The following is a 19,650-nucleotide window of genomic DNA, read 5'->3' as shown; positions in this document are numbered from 1 at the left end:
CCGTTGAACAGCAGCGCGTTGCCGTTATCCGACGTCGCCGAGCCACCGCAACGCGGTTTGCCGCTACCGGCGTTCTGCAGCACGCACGAGCTATAGTCGCGCCGCGACTGGAGCACCGGGTTGACCTTGCGATAGCCGAAATAGGCCGACACATGCCCGCGGTTGTCGTCGAACTTCGCGCCGATCGACATCGTGCCGTCGAACGAACCGCCGTCGGCGACCGAGCCGGTCGGATAGCCATAGTTCGACAGGCCGGCCTGCTGCCGCGCGTTGAGCAGCGGGGTCAGGAACTTGTCGCGGTTGTCGTGCTGATAGAAGCTGTACTGGCCGTCGAAGCGGACGCCGGTGAAATCCGTGTCCATGATGAAGTTGACGACACCGGCGACCGCGTCCGCGCCATACGTCGACGATGCGCCGCCGGTCAGCACTTCGACGCGCTTGATCATCGCGGCCGGGATGATGTTGATGTCGGCGGCCGAGCCGCTGGTGTTGCTCGGATCGCCCGGCAGCAGGCGGCGGCCGTTGACCAGGGTCAGCGTGCGGTTGGTGCCGAGACCGCGAAGGTCGATCGTCGCGGTGCCGTCAGCACCGTTCGACAGCGTGGAGGCCTGGCTCGCGAACACCGACGGAAGGGTGTTCAGCATGTCCTCGACGCGGCTCGTGCCCTGCAGCTTGAGGTCCTGGTTGCTCACCACCGTCACCGGGGCGACCGACGTGACGTTGACCGACTGCGGGATGCGCGAACCCGTCACGACCACGTCCGGGGTCGTCGCCTGGGCCGTTTCGGCGGGAGGCAGGGTTGCAGGAGCGCCGGGGGTGGTTTGTGCGAACGCAGGCACAGAAACCATCGCCAGAACAAGAACCGCGGGGGCGGAGCCGTTCATCAATGCCGAGATCTTCACTGATTTTTCCTCCTCTGTTTCGGCGGTCAAGGAGTGGTTTCCCCTGGCGCCGGCGCGGTCCCTGAACATGCCACGCTCAAATTATGTCTCTTCACGTAACGTTCCGTCACATTTTGTAAATTGAAACGGGCTTGCCGGTTTTTGTTTGTTATTCGGGTGTTGCGCAGGCGCCACAGAGCGTAGATGCTCCGCCCGGCTCGTCACGCAGGAGGGGTTCTTGACCAAGCATCGCGCGCTTCCGTTCATCGGTATCCCTTTGATTTTGCTGGCCGGAACTATGGTCGCGAACGCGGAGACGCCGCCTGGCCGCACCCCCGCGTTCCAGCATCTGATCGATTGCCGCGCGCTCAAGGACGATGCCGCCCGGCTCGCCTGTTTCGATCGCGCCGCCGCGTCGCTTGATGACGCGGTTGCAAAGAAAGAGGTGGTGATCGTCGACAAGCAGCAGGTGCGCGAGGCCAAGCGCGGGCTGTTCGGCCTATCGCTCCCGAGCTTCCATTTGTTCGGGCGCGGTGACGAACAGGATGCCGAGGAGGTGGCGCAGATCGAAGGCAAGATCGTCTCCGCGACGCCCGACGTCGACGGCTGGCGAATCAAGCTCGACGACGGCAGCGTGTGGACGCAGACCGACGGCAAACCGACCTTCAAGAACCCCAAACCGGGGGTGAGCGTCGTGGTGCGGCGCGGCGCGCTGGGCAGCTATATCCTGCGGGTCGACAATGCGCCGGGGGTGAAGGTGCGCCGGGTGATTTGACGGCGGCGGCGCGGCGATCGCTGCGCGGCGGTATTGTTTCCGCGACGTTACATACGAAAAAGGGCGGCCGGCATAACGCCGACCGCCCCGATTTTTTGCGGCTGGCGCTCAGAAGTCGAGGGTGAAGCCGGCGTAGATGTAGCGGCCGAGCGCGTCATAGACGGCCGGATAGGTATTACCGTTGCACGAACCGCTCGGGCACAGGTTCGCCCCCGCGCGCCCGCCGTTGCCCGACGTAATTAACGGCGGCTGTTTGTCGAGCAAGTTGTTGACGCCGAACCGGAAGGTATAGCCCGTGGCAACCGTGGCGGTAGCCGCGAGGTCGAAATAGCTTTGCACCGGGATGCGCAGACCGGGGTTGAAGTTGTTCGCGCCCTTGAGCGATTCGTTATCGACCGTCGTCTCGGCCCGGACCGAACTGATGTACCGCCATTGCGCCGACAGCCCGACGCCTGCCGGCAACTGCCAGTTCAGCCGCGCCTTGTGCCGCCAGCGCGGCAGCGGTGCCGCCGAATTGACCGTACCACCCTTGCTACAGGTCGGCCCATAAAGACCGGCGCAATCATAAGGCTGGGTCAGGCCGTTGTTGACCTTATAGGCATCGAGATAGGTGCCGTTGAACGTGAGCGTCAGGTTACCCGCCGCCCCGGCCGGCTGCGTATACGAGCCGTTGATCTCGAGCCCGCGCGTCTGCTGGGAGCCGCGATTGCTCGGCAGGTCGATCACATAGCCGCCCGAAGTCAACCAGATCGAGCCGCCCGCGTCGCGATTGATCAGGCCGCACGTCTCCGGCGTGAAGGTCGCGGTTGCCTTGGACGTACAATCGAGGAGGATCGCGTCGGCGCCGAACCCGCGGATCGAGTCCCTCACCTTGATATCGAACCAGTCGACCGACAATGCGAAGCGCGGCAGGAAGCTCGGCTGGAGCACCACCCCGAACGACTTGGTTGTTGCCTTTTCGGGCTGCAGCGTCGCGACGCCGCCGAGCAGGCCGTTATACTGACCAGCCGGGTTTCCCGGGGTCGCCTGACCCACGGCGAGTCCCTGCGCGAGACAACCATAATCGGTCGCGGTGATCGTCATGCCCGAGCATGGATCGTTGTTCCCGGCAAGCTGCACGGTCTGCGCCACGAACAGTTCCTGCACGTTGGGCGCGCGCACCGCACGGTTGAACGATCCGCGGAACTTGATGTCGCGGATCGGCGCGAAATCGACGCCAACTTTGAACGTATTAGTGTTGTAGGTGTTGCCGGCGGTCGTCTTATAGGCCGAATAACGATAGCCGGCGGTCAGCGTCAGATCGTGGAAGAAATTACGCTGAACCAGCGGCACCTGCGCTTCGCCGAAGACTTCAAGGACACGGAACCCGCCCGAGATCGGCTGGGTCGTACCGCCCTGACCGGTCAGGTCGCCGTCCCGAAACGCCTGGTCGGTCTGCAGCTCAAGCGTTTCTTTGCGATACTCGCCACCGATGTTCACGGCGATGCCCTCCTCGGCCCATGGCAACATGATGCCATATTCGCCGAGCCGGCCGGTGAACGACATGCTGGCGACCTGCTCGACCGTCTGGCCACGCTGGAAGCCGATAGCGGAGAGATATTTGATCGCCTCCGGGCTGGCCGCACCGGCGCCACCGAACACGTTATACGGCGCGCAGTTCGGATCGGATCCGTCGAGCACCGAACGGCAGACCGTCTGACCCGCATAAGCGGAATTGGCCGGTCCGGTCACCGCATCGAGGGCCCGCCCGAGACGAGCGACGGAAAATTCGTTGCTGTAGGTCTGCGAGTAGATCGTCTTGCCGTACTGATAATAGGCATCATACGACCAGGCCTTGCCCAGATCGCCACGCGCACCGAGCACACCGCGGAAATTGGTGTGCTGCAAATCGGCCTGGCGCGGACCGCCTTCGACATTGCGGCGCAGGAGCTGGAAGAAGCCCTTGTTATAGGTCTGCCCGGTCGTCGGATCGATGAAGTTCGTGGCAGGGGTGTTCGGGTTGGGATTGTAGCCCGCGCCGGTCGCCAGCGGAAAATTCCCCAGCGCGCCGTTGATCAGGTTCGGGCGGGCGCAGATCACCGCACGCTGCGCCGGCGACATCAGCGGATTATCGCAATTGATCGTCAGCGTGTTGCCGAAATCGCCCGACGGCGCGATCTGCGCGACGGTGCGATCGTCCATGAACATGAATTCGAGATACGGCTTGAACCCGTCGCTGACCTCGTAATTGACGAACGCGCCCGCCGTAAAACGCTCGTCCGGGCGCTGATAATAATTCAGCGGCGCGAAGTTATACAGGCTCACCGCATTTTCGAAGCCGCCGTTCGGCCTGAAGGTGTAGAAGGTCGAACTGCCCGAACCGTCGACGAAAACCAGCGCATTACCGTTGTCAGACGTCGCCGAGCCGCCGCAACGCAAGGAGCCGCTGCCGGTGTTCTGTATCGTGCAGGCGCTGTAGTCGCGCCGCGACTGGAGCACCGGATTGACCTTGCGATAGCCGAAATAAGCCGACACGTGCCCGCGGTCATCGGCGAATTTCGAGCCGATCGCCATCGTGCCGTCGAACGCGCCGCCGTCCGCGACCGAGCCGTCGGGATAGCCATAGCCAGCTAGCCCCGCCGCCTGACGCACATCGAGGAGCGGTCGGATCAGCTTATTGCGGTTGCTGTGCTGGTAGAAGCTGTACTGGCCATCGAAACGAACGCCGGTGAAATCCGTGTCCATGATGAAGTTGACGACGCCGGCCACGGCATCCGCGCCATAAGTCGACGATGCGCCGCCGGTCAGCACTTCGACGCGTTTGACCATCGCAGCGGGGATGATGTTGATATCGGCCGCAGAACCGCCGCTGGGATCACCCGGCAGCAGGCGCCGACCGTTAACCAGCGTCAGCGTGCGGTTGGTGCCGAGGCCGCGAAGATCGATCGTTGCGGTGCCGGATGCACCGTTGGACAAGGTAGAACTCTGGCTCGCGAAGACCGACGGCAGCGAGTTCAACAGATCCTCGACGCGGGTCGTGCCCTGCAGCTTGAGATCCTCGTTGCTCACCACCGTCACCGGCGCGACCGAGGTGACATTGACCGATTGCGGGATGCGCGAGCCCGTCACCACGACGTCGGGGGTCGCCGCCGCCTCGGCCGGTGCGGCGGGCGTGCCGGGGGCGGTCTGCGCGTAAGCGGATACCGGAACCATCGCCAGAACAAGCGCCGCGGGTGCCGCGCCGCTCCTCAATGCCGAGATTGTCGCAAAGCGTTTCATTGATTTTCCTCCTCTATTTCGATGACCGGAGAATTGATTCCCTCGATCTCGACGCGGCCCCTGAAATGTCCGCTAGAAATAAAGAAAAATCGCAACAACTCGTTTTGTTTTACATAAGTTGACACGACTTTACCTTAGATTACATAAGTGGAATTCTTAGCTCCATTTACGACCTTCTAGGTGACGTCATGTTCGGTTCATGTAAATCGAATCTGTTACTTGATCCGACGTTCACAAATTCTGTGTTGCCTGTTCGCAACAGGCAGTCATGGATCAAATAAATTTACAAACCGCGGAAAATCCCACGATTAAAACAATTTGACATGAATTATGTGCAGCACTTCATGCGCCACATATTTACGACAATGATTGGATTCATTGCGGAATGATCGGCATAGCGGAGAGCAAGACGCCGTCCGTCATCGCCTGACCGTCGCGATTCTACATCACGGATGGCACAGCCATACTGAAGGACGGCAGGTGAAGCGGGCGCGAATACAGACCGCCGGCAGCCGCTGCGGGACCTGCCGACCGCCTTCAGTATCCGGCTATTGCGCCATCGCCCCGGCGACACGCATCGGATCGATCCGCCGGCCCTGCCACATCATTGCCCAGTGGAGATGCGGGCCGGAGGCGCGGCCGGTCGCGCCGACGCGGCCGATCTCCTGCCCCTGGCGGAGGTGATCGCCGACCCGCACCTCGATCTTCGACAGATGGAGAAAGGCGCTGTTGAGCCCCATGCCGTGATCGATCATCAGGAGGTTGCCCTCCAGCGTGAACGGCGAGGGCGCGGCGAGGATCACCACCCCGTCGGCCGGCGCCACCACCGGCGCGCCGGCGGGCTTCGCGATATCGACCCCGCCGTGATACGCCCCCGGCTCGCCGCGATAGATACGTTGCGCGCCGAACAATCCGGAAATGCGCCCGGTCGCGGGCCAGATGAAGCGCCGGCGCCAGCCGTCGGCATCGCTGTGCACCAGACGCGCGGCCTTGATCTGTTCGAGTTCGGCGGGGCGACGGCGCTCGAATTCCGCATCGGGCACCGGCGTCCTGGCGACGCGATCGAGCCGCTCGATCCGCCATTCGCCCGGCGCGACATCGAATTCCTTCGTCACGCGCCGCCCGTCGGCGAGGATCGCGACCAGCGACGCGTGCGGGCCGGCGTCACGATCGAAGGCGATCAGGAAACGTCCGTCGCGCGCCACCTCGATCGGCATGTCGTCGAGCGTGAGTTGCGTCGTCCCGGCGGGCGCGGTGCCGAGCAGCAATGCCCCCTGCCGTGCGACCCCGGTGAACGGGCCGAATGCCGCCGGGGGCAGCAGGGTCGAGGTGCGGAGCGGCTGGGCGTGTGCTGCCGGCATGCAGAGCACCGCCAGCGCGAGCAACGCCCCCCGCCCCGTGCGGATCATTGCGGCGAAAGCGCCTCGGTCGCCAGCGTTGCCGAGGCGAAGGCGCGCTGCCCCGCGACGTCCCAATAACGCAGATCCTCCAGCGCGATCCGCGCGCCGGAGACCGCGCAGACGACGTGATCGCCCGGCACCAGCACGCGGAAGCCGTTGGCGAGATAATGCAGCCGCGCGGGCCGATCGGAATTGGACATCAGCATTGAATCGACAAAACCTATAATAACGAAGGCTGTTCGGGCTCGGGCTGAGCATAAGCACGCGCGCGCCCGCCCTCAACCCTGGCATCGACCGTACCGTAGCGGAAATGGAGCGTCACCGCGCCCGCGGCGCGCGCCGCCGCCACGGTCGTCAGCGTCGCGCCGGCGCGGGCGGTGACACGGGCATAGCCGCGCTGCAGCGGGGCATCGGGATCGACCGCCGCGAGCAGCCGCCCGAAATCGGCGAGCCGCTGCCGCGCCGCCTCCAACCGGCGGTCGAGCACCGCGGGGCGGAGCGCGCCGGCGATGCGATCGAGGCTCCCGCGGGTGTGCGCGACGCGGCGTTCGAGCGCGCGATCGGCACGCATCCCGGCATCGTCGAGCCGCTGGCGCTGCGGGCCGAGCAACCGGTCGCGGGTCGGCATCAACCGCGCCTGCGCCTCGAGCCGCTCGCGTCCGCGCTCGACATAGCGGCGCGCGCAACGTTCGGCACGCTGGGCGTGCGCGGCGAGCGTCAGCCTGAGATCGGCGAGCACCGGCACCGCCAGCTCGGCCGCCGCGGTGGGGGTCGGCGCGCGCAGATCGGCGGCATAATCGCACAAGGTCGTATCGGTCTCATGCCCGACCGCCGAGATCGTCGGGATCTCCGACGCGGCGACCGCGCGCACCACCGCTTCCTCGTTGAACGCCCACAAATCCTCGATCGACCCGCCACCGCGCGCGACGATGATCAGATCGGGGCGCTGGGCCGCGGGCAAGGCGTTGAACCCGCGCACCGCCGCCGCCACCTCGGCCGCCGCGCCGTCGCCCTGCACCTTGACCGGCCAGACGAGGACGTGGCTCGGGCAGCGATCCTCGAGCCGGTGGAGGATATCGCGGATCACTGCCCCGGTCGGCGAGGTGACCACCCCGATCGTGCGCGGCAGGAACGGCAGCGGGCGCTTGCGGCTCGCGTCGAACAGCCCCTCGGCGGCGAGCGCGGCGCGGCGCTTTTCGAGCAACGCCATCAGCGCGCCGGCGCCGGCCAGCTCCATCCGCTCGATGACGATCTGATATTTGGATCGGCCGGGATAAGTGGTCAGCCGCCCGGTGGCGATCACCTCGATCCCGTCCTCGGGGCGGAAGGCGAGCTGCGCCGCCTGCCCCTTCCAGATCACCCCGTCGATCACCGCCGCCTCGTCCTTGAGGCAGAGATAGGCGTGGCCCGACGCGACGCGCTTATAGCCCGAAATCTCGCCGCGCAGGCGGACATGGCCGAATTCGCCCTCCACCACGCGCTTGAGGCGTTGCGAAAGCTCACCCACCGAGAGAGCGGGCGCGTTGCTGCCGGGCGCTTCGTCGGCTACCAGCCGGCCCGGCGGATCAAGAAAGGGATCGGACATTGAACGTTTTGCTTGTCGGCTCCGGTGGGCGTGAACATGCGCTGGCGTGGAAGCTGGCGCAATCACCCAGGCTCGATACCCTGTTCGCCGCGCCGGGCAACCCCGGCATCGCGCAACATGCGACGATCGCCGCGCTCGACGTGACCGATCATCGCGCGGTGATCGATTTCTGCCGCCGCGAAAAGATCGGGCTGGTGGTGATCGGACCGGAAGCGCCGCTGGTCGAGGGGTTGGCGGACAATCTCCGCACGATCGGCGTCCCCGTATTCGGCCCCGGCCGCGCGGCGGCGCAGCTCGAAGGATCGAAGGGCTTCACCAAGGATCTGTGTGCGCGCGTCGGCATCCCGACCGCCGCTTATGTCCGCGTGACGAGCAAGGACGGCGCGCTCGCCGCGCTCGACGATTTCGGCGAGCGCTGCGTCATCAAGGCCGACGGGCTCGCCGCGGGCAAGGGCGTGACGGTGGCGACGAGCCGCGCCGAGGCCGAGGCGGCGATCGACGCGTTGTTCGCCGACGGCCCGGCCGAGGCGGTGATCGAGGAAATGCTCGAAGGACCCGAGGCAAGCCTGTTCGTCCTGTCCGACGGCACCGTCACCGCCGCGTTCGGCTCGGCGCAGGATCACAAGCGCGTCGGCGACGGCGATACCGGACCGAATACCGGCGGGATGGGTGCCTATAGCCCCGCGGCGGTGCTGACCCCCGAACTGGAGGAACGCGCGCTGGGCGAGATCGTCCGCCCGACGATCGACGCGCTGGCCGAGGCCGGCACGCCCTATGTCGGGGTGCTCTATGCCGGGCTGATGCTGACCGCCGACGGCCCCAAGCTGATCGAATATAACGTCCGCTTCGGCGATCCCGAATGCCAGGTGCTGATGGCGCGCTTCACCGGCGATCTGGTCGAGCTGCTGCTCGCGGTGGCCGAAGGGCGGCTGGCCGACGAGCCCGAACCGGCCTTCTCGCCCGAGGTGGCGCTGACGGTGGTGATGGCGGCGAAGGGCTATCCGGGCACCCCGACAAGCGGCGGCGCGATCGGCGGGATCGACGCGGCGCAAGCGACCGGGGCGGTGGTATTTCAGGCCGGCACGAAGGACGCCGGCGGCAAATTGGTCGCGAGCGGCGGGCGCGTGCTTGCGGTCACCGCGACCGGCGCGGATGTGAAGAGCGCACAGGCCGCGGCCTATCGCGCGGTCGATGCGATCGATTTCCCGGACGGTTTCTGCCGCCGCGACATCGGCTGGCGCGCGATCTGATTGCTGGATAGAAGGAGCCGGGCGCGACAAGCTCGGCCGAAGCGAAACGGGAGTAAGCTATGCGTCCGGATACCGACACCCTGACGACGATCGCGCTCGCGCTGATCGCGGTCGTCGCGGTGCTGACGATCCTCGGCATCCTGTGGGGCGCGCGGCTCAAACGTCAGCGCGTCGCCGCCGAGCGGATCGAGGAGGAGGTCGTCGCGCGCGACCAGCAGGCCGCTGCCGCCCCCTCGCCCCCGCCGCCCCCTTCGCCTCTCCCCCCGCCGCCGCCGCTCCCGGTCGCGCCGCCGCCGCCACCGCCCGCGCCGAGGGCGAATGCGGATCCGGTGGTCGAGGCTGCGCCCGAGCCGAAACCCGCACCGAAACCGGCCGCGGCCACGCCGGCCGGGCCCTCGCCCGCCGATGGACCGGTGACCCAGCTCAAGGGGCTGGGACCGAAACTGGCCGAGCGGCTCGCCGAACTCGGCGTGACGACGGTGGGCCAGCTCGCCGCGCTCGATCAGGCGGAAGCCGAAGCGCTCGACGCGCGCCTCGGGCCATTCACCGGGCGGATGAACCGCGATCGCTGGCTCGAACAGGCACGCTTCCTCGCCGCCGGCGACCGCGCCGGGTTCGAGGCTGTATTCGGCAAGCTTTGATCCCAATCCTCCCCCGGAGGGGGAGGATTGGTCGGAATAGTAAGGATTGCGCTTGTATCGCCCGCGTCCCACATAGCCGCGTAACACACCAACGGGGATTCGATGGCCGATCCATATTCGACGCTGGGGGTCGCGCGCGGCGCGTCCGAGGCGGACATCAAGAAGGCGTACCGCAAGCTCGCGAAGGAGCTGCATCCCGATCGCAACAAAGACAATCCCAAGGCCGCCGAGCGTTTCAGCCAGGTGACGAGCGCCTATGACCTGCTGACCGACAAGGACAAGCGCGCGCGCTTCGACCGCGGCGAGATCGATGCGGACGGCAATCCCACCTCGCCGTTCGGCGCCGGATTCGGCGGCGCGCGCGGCGGCGGTGGCGCGGGCGGGTTCCGCTCGCAGGGGTTCGAGCCCGACGGTGTAGATATGTCCGATATCTTCGAAGGGCTGTTCGGCGGGCGCGGCGGCGGTGGCGGGTTCGCCAGCGGGTTCGGGCGGCGCCAGCCGCCGCCCAAGGGCGCCAATACCGCCTATCGCCTGCGCGTGCCGTTCGTCGACGCCGCCGCGCTGGCGCCGCAACGCATCACGCTCGCCGACGGCAAGACGATCGACCTCAAGCTCCCCGCCGGGGTCGAGGACGGCACGCAGATGCGCCTCTCCGGCAAGGGCGAGGAAGGCCCGGGCGGCGCTGGCGATGCGATCATCACGATCGAGGTGACCCCGCACCGTTTCTTTACCCGCGACGGCGACGACGTGCGGCTCGACCTGCCCGTCACGCTCGGCGAGGCGGTGAAGGGCGGCCCGGTGAAGGTGCCGACCGTCGAGAAAGCGGTGATGCTGACGATCCCTGCCGGCTCCTCGTCGGGCAAGGTGCTGCGGCTCAAGGGTAAGGGCTTTCACAAGAAAGGCGGCGGGCGCGGCGACCAGCTCGTCACGCTGATGGTCGACGTGCCGGCCGACGATGCCGCGCTCAAGGCGTTCGTGGAAAACTGGGACGGCGGCGGGAACCCCCGCGCCGCGATGGGGGTATAAACACGATCAACGCCTTTCATCGTCATGCCGGGCTCGACCCGGCATGGCGACATAGAGGTGCGGGGATCATGTGGCTGAGCTGAGGAACACCCGCTAATCAACGCCCGTTGATGCGCTATAGAGGCCAGCAACCAGGGGGAAGAGCCGCTTGACCGATGCCGCGACCGCACTGACCCCTGAAGCGCGTGCGGCGCGGCGCGACGGTGACGCCGATGTCCCCGACCTCCCCGAATCCGGCAGCACCACGCTCCGCGTGCTCAAGCGCGCCGCCACCGGGGTCTATACCGTCGGCTTCATGCATGCCGGCAACCTCGCCTATCTCTCGCTGATGACGGTGTTTCCGTTCTTCATCGTGGTGGCGGCGGTGTTGTCGGCGCTGGGCGAGAACGACCGCATCCAGTTCGCGGTCTCGTCCTTTCTCCACGTCCTGCCGCCCGATGTCGCCGATGTGCTGCGCAAGCCGATCCGCGACGTGCTGACCCAGCGTACCGGCGGGTTGCTGTGGCTCGGCGGGCTGGTCGGGCTGTGGACCGTCGGCGGCTTCGTCGAGACGATCCGCGAAATCTTCCGCCAGGCCTATGGCACCAAATCCTCGCAATCGCTCTGGCGGTCGCGGCTCAGCCTGTCGCTCGGCATCGTCGCGTCGGTGATGCTGACCTTGTTCTCGTTCCTGGTGCAGGGTCTGCTCACTGCGGTCGAGGAATTCATCTACCGGCTGGTGCCCTGGGCCGCGGACGTCGCGGGATGGATCGGGCTCAGCCGCATCATCCCCGGCATGGTGATGTTCGCCGCGCTGTACATGTTGTTCTATTGCGTCACGCCCCCCAAATATCGCTACACGAACAGCCGCAAATGGCCCGGCGCGCTGTTCACCACCGGCTGGTGGGTGGGGATGACGGCGATCCTGCCGTTCGTCCTCTCCCAACTTGGCGGATACAGCCTCACCTACGGCAGCCTCGCTGGCGTGGTGGTGATGCTGTTGTTCTTCTATTTGATCGGGCTCGGTTTGGTATTTGGGGCGCATCTCAACGCGGCACTGGCGGAACCGCCGGAAATGGCGTTAGGGGACGCAACAACGGAGCAAGAAGAAAAGGCGGGACCGTGAGCGGATTGATGGCCGGAAAGCGCGGGCTGATTATGGGCCTCGCAAACGACAAATCGCTGGCATGGGGTATTGCGAAGAAATTGAGCGAAGCCGGTGCGGAACTGGCGTTCAGCTATCAGGGCGGGGCGATGGCGAAGCGCGTCCGCCCGCTGGCCGAGCAGCTCGGCGTGGCGCGGCTGTTCGATTGCGACGTCAGCGACATGGCGGCGCTCGACGCGACGTTCGAGGCGCTGGCGCAGGAATGGCCGACGATCGATTTCGTCGTCCACGCGATCGGCTTTTCGGACAAGTCCCAGCTGCGCGGGCGCTTTTACGACACGACGCTCGACAATTTCCTGATGACGATGAACGTCTCGGCCTATTCGCTGGTCGCGGTGGCGAAGCGCGCCCGCGCGATGATGCCCGAAGGCGGCTCGATCCTGACGCTGACCTATTATGGCGCGGAAAAGGTCATCCCGCATTATAACGTGATGGGGGTCGCCAAATCGGCGCTGGAGACGAGCGTGAAATATCTCGCGGTCGACCTCGGGCCGGAGAACATCCGCATCAACGGCATTTCCGCCGGCCCGATCCAGACGCTCGCGGCGCGCGGCATCGGCGATTTCAACTATATCCTGAAATGGAATGAGCTGAATTCGCCGCTGCGTCGCACCGTGACGATCGAGGACGTCGGGGGCGCCGGCCTCTATCTCCTGTCCGATCTCGCATCGGGGGTGACGGGCGAAATCCATCATGTCGACGCGGGCTATAACGTGATCGGGATGAAGGCGGAGGACGCGCCGGACATCGCGCTCGCCTGATGACGATCGCCATCCGCCCCGCGCGCGCCGAGGACGTCGCCGCGATCGACGCGTTGCTGCGCGAGAGCTTTCCCGCGCCCGACGAGGCGATGCTGGTGCGCGATCTGTGCGCCGAGGGCGATATGGTGCTGACGCTCGTCGCCTATGACGAAGTTGCGGCGCGGCTGGCCGGCGCGATCGTGTTCAGCCGGATGGCGGTGACGGTCGGCGGCAAGCAAGTGCCCGCGGTCGCGCTCGCGCCGGTCGCTGTCGCCCCCAATTATCGCCGGCAGGGCGTGGCCGAGGCGCTGATCCGCGCCGGGCATGACATGCTGGAGAGCGCCGGGGTGGTGCTGAGCTTCGTGCTCGGCGAGCCCGAATTCTACGGTCGCTTCGGCTATGACGCGGCGGTGGCGCGCAATTTCACCTCGCCTTATGCCGGCGACTATTTCATGGCGCTGGCGCTGCAGGGCGGGCTGGTGCCGTGTGGCGTACGCGAAGAGGCGCACCACGCGCCGGCCTTCGCAAGACTGGGAACGCAATGAGCTTCAACACCTTCGGCCGCGTTTTCCGCTTCACCACCTGGGGCGAGAGCCATGGGCCGGCGCTGGGCGCGGTGGTCGACGGCTGCCCGCCGGGTCTGGCGCTGACCGAGGCCGATATCCAGCCGTGGCTCGACAAGCGCCGCCCCGGCCAGTCGCGCTTCACCACCCAGCGGCGCGAGCCCGACGAAGTGCGCATCCTTTCGGGGATATTCGAGGGTCGGACCACCGGCACCCCGATCAGCCTGATGATCGAGAATGTCGACCAGCGCTCGAAGGATTATTCGGAGGTCGCCAAGGCCTATCGTCCCGGCCATGCCGATTATGCCTATGACGCCAAATACGGCTTCCGCGACTATCGCGGCGGCGGGCGATCCTCGGCACGCGAGACCGCGGCGCGGGTCGCGGCCGGCGGGGTGGCGCGGCTGGTCGTGCCCGGGGTGCGCATCCGCGCCTGGGTCGAGGCGGTCGGCGGCGATGCGATCGACCCGGCCGCGTTCGACGATGCCGAGATCGACCGCAACGCCTTCTTCTGCCCCGATGCCGCCGCCGCGCAGCGCTGGGAGCAGCGCATCGATGCCGCGCGCAAGGCCGGATCGTCGCTCGGCGCGATCGTTGCGTGCGAGGCGACCGGGGTCCCCGCCGGCTGGGGCGCGCCGCTCTATGCCAAACTCGACAGCGAGCTCGCCGCGGCATGCATGTCGATCAACGCGGTCAAGGGGGTGGAGATCGGCGACGGTTTCGCTGCCGCCGCGCTGACCGGCGAGGAAAATGCCGATGCGATGCGCCCAGGGAATGGCGGCCCGCGCTTCCTCGCCAATCATGCCGGCGGGATCGCGGGGGGCATTTCGACCGGCCAGCCGCTGCGCCTGCGCGTCGCGTTCAAGCCGACCAGCTCGATCCTTACCCCGGTGGAGACGATCACCCGCGACGGCGAGGCGAGCGAGATCATGACGCGCGGCCGGCACGACCCGTGCGTCGGCATCCGCGGGGTACCGGTGGTCGAGGCGATGGTCGCGCTGGTGCTCGCCGATCAGGCGCTGCTCCACCGCGCGCAATGCGGGTGAACCCTGCTCCTTACCACCCCGGCGCAGGCCCAGCATCGGGCCGATCGTGACTGGACCCCCGCCTGCGCCGGGGTGGAGCGCGTTTCTACAAACGCTGGTGTGTTGCCGATACGCCACCCACAAAACGAATCACGCAACCTGAACAGATCGAAAGAATCACTTCACCCTTCGATCGACACACTTCACCGTTGCAGCAATATTTCATCACCCAGGCTTAATGGACGAGCCGTTGCCTCATCGGGGCCAAGCGCCCCCGCTCGCCGGATTTCTCCCCTATATTGTTCTCACAACAGGGAACAGACAGGAGAAGATCTAGTGAAGTTCCTCCCACTCCTCGCCGCCACCGCGCTGATCCTGCCGACCGTTGCCGTCGCCCAGTCCACCCCGGACGATCAGGCCGCCGCCCCCGCCAAGAGCAAGCACGGCAAGAAGCACAAGGATACGTTGCCGGCGCCGGACAGCTCGGCCGCCCCGGCCGACACGACCGCGACGCCGCCTGCGGCGAGCGATCCGTCGAGCGCCCCGTCGGCGCCGAGCGCGTCGCCGCCGTCCAGTGCGTCGCCGTCGAGCACCGATCCGTCGGCCGCGCCGACGCCGCCGCGCTTCTGATCGGCACGGCATAACGCCCTTCCCTTCCACGGGAGGGACCGGGGGTGGGGGCAGCCGATAGCGGCTGTCCCCACCCTAATTGTCGTCGCGGCTCAGTCCGCGAACGGATCGCGCACGAGGATCGTGTCCTCGCGCTCGGGGCTGGTCGACACCAGCGCAACCGGGCAGCGGATCAGTTCCTCGACGCGGCGGATATACTTGATCGCCTGCGCCGGCAGATCGGCCCAGCTCCGCGCCCCGGCGGTCGATTCGCTCCAGCCTTCGACCGTCTCGTAGATCGGCTCGACCTCGGCCTGATCGGCGGCATGCGCCGGGAAATAATCGAGCGTCTCGCCGCGCAGGCGATAGCCGGTGCAGATCTTCACTTCCTCGAACCCGTCGAGCACGTCGAGCTTGGTCAGCGCGATCCCGGTGATCCCGCTCACCGCTGCCGACTGGCGCACCAGCACCGCGTCGAACCAGCCGCACCGGCGCTTGCGCCCGGTGACGGTGCCGAATTCATGCCCGCGCGTGCCGAGCCGGTCGCCGGTTTCGTCCTCCAGCTCGGTCGGGAACGGGCCGGAGCCGACGCGCGTGGTATAGGCCTTGGCGATCCCCAGCACAAAGCCCACGCCGCTCGGCCCGAGGCCGGAGCCGCCCGCTGCCTGCCCCGCGATCGTGTTCGACGAGGTGACGAAGGGATAGGTGCCGTGATCGATATCGAGCAGCACGCCCTGCGCGCCTTCGAACAGGATGCGCTGTCCCGCGGCGCGCGCGGCGTTGAGATCGCGCCACACCGGCTTGGCGAAGGGCAGGACGAAGCCGGCGATTTCCTTGAGCTCGGCGAGCAGCCGCGCGCGGTCGATCGGCGGTTCGCCGAAGCCGGCGCGCAGCGCGTCGTGATGCGCGGTGAGGCGATCGAGCTGCGGCCCGAGATCGTCGAGATGCGCCAGATCGCAGACGCGGATCGCGCGGCGGCCGACCTTGTCCTCATAGGCCGGGCCAATCCCGCGCCGCGTAGTGCCGATCTTGCCCGCGCCGCTGGCATCCTCGCGCAGCGCGTCGAGATCGCGGTGGAACGGCAGGATCAGCGCACAATTGTCGGCGATGCGCAAAGTGTCGGGGGTCGCCGTCACGCCCTGCGCGGCGAGCCGCGCGATCTCGTCGCGCAGCGCCCAGGGATCGAGCACCACGCCATTGCCGATCACCGACGGCGTGCCGCGCACGATGCCCGAGGGGAGCAGCGACAATTTATAGGTCTTGTCCCCGACGACGAGCGTGTGGCCGGCATTGTGACCGCCCTGAAAGCGCACGACCATATCGGCGCGCTCGGCGAGCCAGTCGACGATCTTGCCCTTGCCCTCGTCACCCCATTGGGCGCCGATCACCGCGACATTGGCCATGGATACGAAAACTCCCCTGCCGGGGCTGACCCACGCGCCCTTCGACAGGACTCGGCACGCGGGCTTTCTCAAGATTTCGCCGCGCCGGTAGCCGTGCGCGGGTCAGGCTGTCAACCGGCGATCAGGCGCCGAGCGGTCGCGCCACCCCCGCATCGAGAATATGCGTGCAGAGCTGCGCCTCGGGCGTGTCGCCCGGTTCGAGTGCGGCGACCGTCACCCAGCCGGCGGCGCGCATCCGCGCACCCTCGGCAGCCGGGGTGGCATAAGGCAGGAACAGCCGGCGGCGCTCATGGCTGGCGCTTCCGCCCAGCCCGTCGGCGTACAGGGTGAAGCCCGTCGCCATTTCCTCGGCGCCATCCTCGCGCATCACGCGATAGGTGCCGCCACGCCCGACCTCGCGCGTCGCGCCCGCGACGAACAGCGAGAAGCCGAGCCAGGTCTGATATTCGAATCCGTGGCGCTCGGTCGGGTCGAGCGTGAGCTGGACGCGATCGCCCAGCGCATCGACGATATCCGCCAGCCCGGCGATCCGCGAGGCGAGGATGCCGGTCGTATCGAACGCCTGCAGCCGCTCGAGCGCCTGCGGGAACGGCCCGGCGGCGGCGATCAGCGGGAGATAGGCCGGCGCCAGCGCCGCGACCCCGCCGGCGTCCTTGGCATCGAGCCGCTCGCGCAGCGCGTCGACATCGGCAACGGGCAGCACCGGGGCGAGCGTGTCGACCAGATCGGGCAGGGTGAAATCGATCGTGATCCCGGTGGCGCCGGCGGCTTCGAGCGCGTCGACCGCGACCGTCACCACCTCGCGCGCCGCCGCAATCGAATCGAGCCCGATCAGCTCGCACCCGAGCTGGCGCATCTCGCGCGACGGATTGAGCGCGTCGCCGCGCAGCTTGAGCACCGAGCCGGCATAGCTCAGCCGCACCGGGCGCGGGTGGTGCGCCATCCGCGTCGCCGCGATCCGCGCGATCTGCGCGGTGAGATCGGGGCGGATCGCCATCGTCCGCTGCGAGACCGGATCGACGAAGCGCACCGCGTTGCGTAAGCCGCCGTCCTTGAGCCGCGAGCCGAGCCCGTCGGCGAATTCGGCAAGCGGCGGATCGGTGCGCTCGTAACCGTGGCTCGCCGCCGCCGCGAGCACCCGCGCCTCCACCGCCGCCGCCGCATCGGCGAACGGGGGCAAGGTGTCGCGGAAACCTTCGGGGAGCAATGCGGTCATCGTGGCGCTGTCCTGATCTGCATCGCGCGCTTCGTCGTTATGCGTCGCGCCGTCAACCTATCCCCGTTCGGGCTGAGCTTGTCGAAGCCCTGCACTTTCTTCCGACGAAGAAGTGCAGCCCTTCGACAAGCTCAGGGCAAACGGAGGGAGGGCTGGTGCGCCCTCCCCCCTTACCTCAGAACGCCAAACCCATCGCGGTCTTGACGCCCGGGAGCGCCTTGACCCCGGCGAGCAGCTCGGCGCTCACTTCGTCGTCGACCGAGAGCAGCAGCACCGCCTCGCCGCCCGCCTGACGCCGGCCGAGGTGGAAAGTGCCGATGTTGACCCCGGCCTCGCCGAGCAGCGTCCCGATCCGGCCGATGAACCCCGGCGCGTCCTCGTTGACGACGTAGAGCATGTGCCCGGCAAGATCGGCCTCGACCTTGATCCCGAACAGCTCGACCAGCCGCGGCGCCGAATCGCCGAACAAGGTGCCGGCCACCGAACGTTCGCCGGCCTCGGTCTTGACCGAGACGCGGACGAGCGTGTGGTAATCGCCCTCGCGCTCGGTGCGGATCTCGCGCACCTCGATCCCGCGCTCGCGGGCGAGGAACGGCGCGTTGACCATGTTCACCGTGTCGGTCTGGGTGCGGAGGAAGCCCGACAGCACCGCCGAGACGATCGGCTTGGGATTGAGCTCCGCCGCGGCGCCCTCGGCGTGGATCGAGATGCGCGGGATCACGCCGTGCGACAATTGCCCGACGAGGCTGCCGAGCTTTTCGGCCAGCGCCATATAGGGCTTGAGCTTGGGCGCTTCCTCGGCCGACAGGCTCGGCATGTTGAGCGCATTGGTGACGCCGCCGGTGACGAGATAATCCGCCATCTGCTCGGCGACCTGGATCGCGACATTGACCTGCGCCTCGGTGGTCGACGCGCCGAGATGCGGGGTGGAGATGAAGTTCGGCGTGCCGAACAGCGGGCTCTCCTTCGCCGGCTCGGTGACGAACACGTCGAGCGCGGCGCCGGCGATATGACCCGAATCGAGCCCGGCCTTGAGCGCTTCCTCGTCGATCAGCCCGCCGCGCGCGCAATTGATGATGCGCACGCCCGGCTTGGTCTTGGCAAGATTTTCCGCCGACAGGATGTTGCGGGTCTGGTCGGTCAGCGGGGTGTGGAGCGTGATGAAATCGGCGCGGGCGAGCAATTCGTCCAGCGTCACTTTCTCCACGCCCATCTCGACCGCGCGCTCGGGGGTGAGGAAGGGATCGTAAGCGACCACCTTCATTTTCAGCCCGTGGGCGCGATCCGCGACGATGCCGCCGATATTGCCCGCCCCGATCAGCCCGAGCGTCTTGGCGGTCAGCTCGACGCCCATGAAGCGGTTCTTCTCCCACTTGCCGGCCTGGGTCGAGGCATCGGCCTCGGGGAGCTGGCGGGCGAGCGCGAACATCAGCGCGATGGCATGTTCGGCGGTGGTGATCGAATTGCCGAACGGGGTGTTCATCACCACCACGCCCTTCGCCGACGCGGCAGGGATATCGACATTGTCGACCCCGATCCCGGCGCGGCCGACCACCTTCAAATTGGTCGCGGCGTCGAGGATCTCCTTGGTCACCTTGGTCGAGGAACGGATCGCCAGGCCGTCATATTGGCCGATGATCGCCTTCAATTCCTCCGGGGTCTTGCCGGTGATCTCGTCCACTTCCACGCCGCGCTCGCGGAAAATCTGCGCGGCCTTGGGGTCCATTTTGTCGCTGATAAGTACCTTGGGCATGACGTTTGCCTTTTTGCAAACGTCATCCTGACGAAAGTCAGAATCTCATGCGGCAAGCGAACAGCGTGCCGCCTGAGACCCCAGCTTTCGCTGGGATGACGGGATTAGTTGGAAGCCTTGGCCGCGGAATAGGCCCAGTCGAGCCACGGCCCGAGCGCCTCGATATCGGCGGCATCGACCGTCGCGCCGCACCAGATGCGCAGGCCCGCGGGCGCGTCGCGATAGCCGGCGACGTCGAACGCGGCGCCTTCCTTCTCGAGCAGCCCGGCCATCGTCTTGATGAACGCCTCGTCGGCGCCCGCAACGGTGAGGCACACGCTGGTCTTCGAGCGCGACGCCGGGTCGGGGGCGAGATGGCCGAGCCAGTCGCGCGCCGCGACG

General features: G+C 67.0%; 17 protein-coding genes and 1 pseudogene. 9 read left to right on the top strand and 9 right to left on the bottom strand.

Annotation, left to right across the window (positions count from 1 at the left end):
• Positions 1 to 932, bottom strand: a 932-nt coding sequence (locus BGN95_RS26655; protein WP_286774582.1) for a TonB-dependent receptor plug domain-containing protein, incomplete at its 3' end; no start/stop codon positions are given.
• A 247-nt stretch (positions 933 to 1,179) separates the two neighbouring features.
• On the opposite strand from BGN95_RS26655, the gene BGN95_RS26650 reads away from it, so the two are divergent.
• Positions 1,180 to 1,656, top strand: coding sequence for a hypothetical protein (locus tag BGN95_RS26650; protein WP_265313268.1), 477 nt, complete (start codon positions 1,180 to 1,182; stop codon positions 1,654 to 1,656).
• A 108-nt stretch (positions 1,657 to 1,764) separates the two neighbouring features.
• Here BGN95_RS26650 and BGN95_RS26645 read toward each other — a convergent pair whose 3' ends face one another.
• The 4 genes from BGN95_RS26645 to xseA form a co-directional block, all read right to left on the bottom strand.
• On the bottom strand, positions 1,765 to 4,914 hold the full coding sequence (locus tag BGN95_RS26645) for a TonB-dependent receptor domain-containing protein (RefSeq protein ID WP_286774573.1): 3,150 nt from the start codon (positions 4,912 to 4,914) through the stop codon (positions 1,765 to 1,767).
• Between the two features lie 548 nt (positions 4,915 to 5,462).
• Positions 5,463 to 6,323 carry a M23 family metallopeptidase gene (locus BGN95_RS26640; protein ID WP_286774572.1) on the bottom strand — a complete coding sequence of 287 codons (861 nt, stop codon included), beginning with the start codon at positions 6,321 to 6,323 and terminating at the stop codon, positions 5,463 to 5,465.
• Positions 6,320 to 6,520 (bottom strand): DUF2093 domain-containing protein, encoded by a 201-nt coding sequence (locus BGN95_RS26635; protein WP_179510856.1) that lies wholly within the window; start codon positions 6,518 to 6,520, stop codon positions 6,320 to 6,322. Before BGN95_RS26635 ends, BGN95_RS26640 begins: the two co-directional genes overlap by 4 nt.
• A 14-nt stretch (positions 6,521 to 6,534) precedes the next feature.
• Positions 6,535 to 7,899, bottom strand: coding sequence for an exodeoxyribonuclease VII large subunit (gene xseA / locus BGN95_RS26630; RefSeq protein WP_286774571.1), 1,365 nt, complete (start codon positions 7,897 to 7,899; stop codon positions 6,535 to 6,537).
• On the opposite strand from xseA, the gene purD reads away from it, so the two are divergent.
• From purD to BGN95_RS26590, 8 genes are all read left to right on the top strand, one after another.
• Positions 7,899 to 9,149, top strand: coding sequence for a phosphoribosylamine--glycine ligase (gene purD / locus BGN95_RS26625; protein ID WP_265269130.1), 1,251 nt, complete (start codon positions 7,899 to 7,901; stop codon positions 9,147 to 9,149). The genes xseA and purD overlap by 1 nt on opposite strands.
• A gap of 59 nt (positions 9,150 to 9,208) precedes the next feature.
• Entirely contained in the window at positions 9,209 to 9,790 is a 582-nt protein-coding gene (locus tag BGN95_RS26620) for a helix-hairpin-helix domain-containing protein (protein WP_265313272.1), read from the top strand.
• A gap of 102 nt (positions 9,791 to 9,892) precedes the next feature.
• The gene (locus BGN95_RS26615; RefSeq protein WP_179510851.1) at positions 9,893 to 10,816 is read left to right on the top strand and encodes a DnaJ C-terminal domain-containing protein; all 924 of its coding nucleotides are present in this window, start codon (positions 9,893 to 9,895) and stop codon (positions 10,814 to 10,816) included.
• 148 nt (positions 10,817 to 10,964) lie between these two features.
• Complete coding sequence (locus BGN95_RS26610; protein ID WP_265269128.1) at positions 10,965 to 11,921, top strand: YihY/virulence factor BrkB family protein; 957 nt, start codon at positions 10,965 to 10,967, stop codon at positions 11,919 to 11,921.
• On the top strand, positions 11,918 to 12,721 hold the full coding sequence (gene fabI / locus BGN95_RS26605) for an enoyl-ACP reductase FabI (protein WP_286774570.1): 804 nt from the start codon (positions 11,918 to 11,920) through the stop codon (positions 12,719 to 12,721). Before BGN95_RS26610 ends, fabI begins: the two co-directional genes overlap by 4 nt.
• Entirely contained in the window at positions 12,721 to 13,245 is a 525-nt protein-coding gene (locus BGN95_RS26600) for a GNAT family N-acetyltransferase (RefSeq protein ID WP_286774569.1), read from the top strand. The genes fabI and BGN95_RS26600 overlap by 1 nt, the downstream gene beginning before the upstream one ends.
• A complete protein-coding gene (gene aroC, locus BGN95_RS26595; RefSeq protein WP_286774568.1) occupies positions 13,242 to 14,309 on the top strand; it encodes a chorismate synthase in 1,068 nt (355 codons plus the stop codon). The genes BGN95_RS26600 and aroC overlap by 4 nt, the downstream gene beginning before the upstream one ends.
• A gap of 315 nt (positions 14,310 to 14,624) precedes the next feature.
• Positions 14,625 to 14,918: a hypothetical protein gene (locus BGN95_RS26590; RefSeq protein ID WP_286774567.1), complete on the top strand. Its 294-nt coding sequence runs from the start codon at positions 14,625 to 14,627 to the stop codon at positions 14,916 to 14,918.
• Between the two features lie 92 nt (positions 14,919 to 15,010).
• Here BGN95_RS26590 and BGN95_RS26585 read toward each other — a convergent pair whose 3' ends face one another.
• The 4 genes and pseudogenes from BGN95_RS26585 to BGN95_RS26570 form a co-directional block, all read right to left on the bottom strand.
• A complete protein-coding gene (locus BGN95_RS26585; RefSeq protein ID WP_265269124.1) occupies positions 15,011 to 16,300 on the bottom strand; it encodes an adenylosuccinate synthase in 1,290 nt (429 codons plus the stop codon).
• Between the two features lie 121 nt (positions 16,301 to 16,421).
• The gene (locus tag BGN95_RS26580; protein ID WP_265269123.1) at positions 16,422 to 17,516 is read right to left on the bottom strand and encodes an ATP phosphoribosyltransferase regulatory subunit; all 1,095 of its coding nucleotides are present in this window, start codon (positions 17,514 to 17,516) and stop codon (positions 16,422 to 16,424) included.
• Between the two features lie 175 nt (positions 17,517 to 17,691).
• The gene (serA, locus tag BGN95_RS26575; RefSeq protein ID WP_265269122.1) at positions 17,692 to 19,269 is read right to left on the bottom strand and encodes a phosphoglycerate dehydrogenase; all 1,578 of its coding nucleotides are present in this window, start codon (positions 19,267 to 19,269) and stop codon (positions 17,692 to 17,694) included.
• A gap of 104 nt (positions 19,270 to 19,373) precedes the next feature.
• Positions 19,374 to 19,650 (bottom strand): annotated as a pseudogene (locus BGN95_RS26570) (phosphoserine transaminase); the annotation flags it as partial.

Source organism: Sphingomonas sp. 66-10 (assembly GCF_001897045.1).
GTDB lineage: Bacteria > Pseudomonadota > Alphaproteobacteria > Sphingomonadales > Sphingomonadaceae > Sphingomonas > Sphingomonas lycopersici.
This window is presented reverse-complemented; position numbering and strand designations above follow the sequence as displayed.